The following is a 1,870-nucleotide window of genomic DNA, read 5'->3' on the forward strand; positions in this document are numbered from 1 at the left end:
GCTGGGCGGGCTGTTCGCAGCCGGGCTGGCGCTGGGGGTCTTTTAAAGCCCCTCTCCCCCCGGGAGAGGGGTTGGGGAGAGGGTAAGCGGCGAAGCCTCTTGCGGCCTGATGTCGCCGGGCTTTGCACTTACCCTCATCCGCCCCTTCGGGGCACCTTCTCCCGGAGGGAGAAGGGAGTAGTCAGGCCCTGTTTGAACTGTCAGTTTGCAAGCTCATCCGCAATCCGCTGACGCAAGGTCTGCAGATCCTTGGCAAACGCCTCAATACCGGTAGCCAGCTTCTCGGTAGCCATCGGATCAGCCGCCATATCCGCATCGAACTTCGCTTCGTCGATCGCAGCGAAATTCGAAGCCTCAGCAGCACCAGCCACCAGCTTGCGCGGCAGCTCGCCAAAATCTGCGTCCAGCTTCTCCAGCAGGTCCGGCGAAATCGTCAGACGGTCACAGCCGGCCAGCGCTTCAATCTGCGCAGTCGAACGGAACGAGGCGCCCATCACCACCGTGCTGGAACCACGGCGCTTGAACTCGGCAAACACACCGCGCACGAACACCACGCCCGGGTCTTCGTCGATGTTGGCCGGGGTCTGGCCGTTGGCCACGTACCAATCCAGAATCCGGCCAACAAATGGCGAAATCAGGAACGCACCGGCTTCCGAGCAGGCCAAGGCCTGGGTCGGGTTGAAGATCAGCGTCAGGTTGCAGTCGATGCCTTCGGCCTGCAGCACGCGGGCGGCTTCCACGCCGGCCCAGGTGGCGGCGATCTTGATCAGCACCTTGTCGCGCGGCACGCCGGCCGCTTCGTACATGGCGATGAACTCGCGCGCCTTGGCAATCGTCGCCTCGGTGTTGTGCGCCTGGTCGGCATCCACTTCAGTGGAAACACGGCCCGGTACCAGCTCGGCCAGCATCGTGCCGACGCCAACAGTCAAACGATCGACCACGGCATTGGCGATGGCTTGTTTGTCACCGGACTGGGCCCGGCCCCACTGCAGCTCGCGCTCGATCAGGCCGGCGTAGACCGGCAGGTCGAGGGCTTTCTTCACCAGCGTCGGGTTGGTGGTGCAGTCGACCGGGCGCAGGCGCTTGATGGCGTCGTAATCGCCGGTATCGGCGACGACGACGGACAGTTCGCGCAGCTGGGCGAGCTTGGAGGGGGCCTGGGACATCATGGTTTCCTGTTGCAGGGGCGGCGCAGTGCGCTCAGCGGTGGAAATCACCAGCCGCTTCGGGCTGATAGTGGACGGCGGTAACGCGCAGGCGCAGCTGGCGGCCGCCGGGAGCGGTCCAGTCGATGGTCTGGCCAACCGACAAGCCCAGCAGGGCACTGCCAACCGGTGCCAGGATCGATACGCGGCCCTTGTCGAAATCCGCTTCGTGCGGATAGACCAGAGTCAGGGAATGCTTTTCGTTGTGCAGCTCGTCTTCGCAGTCCACACGGGAGTGCATGGTGACGATGCCTTCGGGGATTTCTTCCGGCGGCAGCACCTGTGCGCGCTCAAGTTCCTGCGCAAGGGCAACAGCGGCCGGGTGCCGGCTCAGCGCCGGGGAGTCAAGCAGGGCCTCAAGACGGGCCATGTCGCGGGTGGAAACAATGATGGATGGCGGCAGACCGCTGTGGCTGGTCATGGGAATTCCTTATCTGTATGAAGAGCAAGCAAAAGGCGACGCTTTGTCGGCGCCGCCCGGATTTCTATTGTGCTGGTGAAACGGGCCGTAGGCGGCCCTGTGAAGATCATGGGGCCGGTGGGGCTCGGATGCAATGTGGGGGAGGGGGATGTTCAGCTTTTGGGGCAAAAACTGCCCCCTCCCCAACCCTCCCCTGCGCTGCGCGCAAGGGAGGGGGCAAGGCTTGGCTCCCTCCCTTGCGCGC

The 1,870-nt window shown here is 64.2% G+C and carries 2 protein-coding genes; both read right to left on the minus strand.

The window, feature by feature from the left end:
* Nucleotides 1-200: 200 nt before the first annotated feature.
* Entirely contained in the window at nucleotides 201-1,166 is a 966-nt protein-coding gene (locus ABE493_RS19360; protein ID WP_346501026.1) for a transaldolase, read from the minus strand.
* 34 nt (nucleotides 1,167-1,200) lie between these two features.
* Nucleotides 1,201-1,626, minus strand: coding sequence for a nucleoside diphosphate kinase regulator (gene rnk / locus ABE493_RS19365; protein ID WP_346501028.1), 426 nt, complete (start codon nucleotides 1,624-1,626; stop codon nucleotides 1,201-1,203).
* Nucleotides 1,627-1,870: the final 244 nt, after the last annotated feature.

This window comes from Stenotrophomonas terrae (genome assembly GCF_039674165.1).
Classification (GTDB): domain Bacteria; phylum Pseudomonadota; class Gammaproteobacteria; order Xanthomonadales; family Xanthomonadaceae; genus Stenotrophomonas; species Stenotrophomonas terrae_A.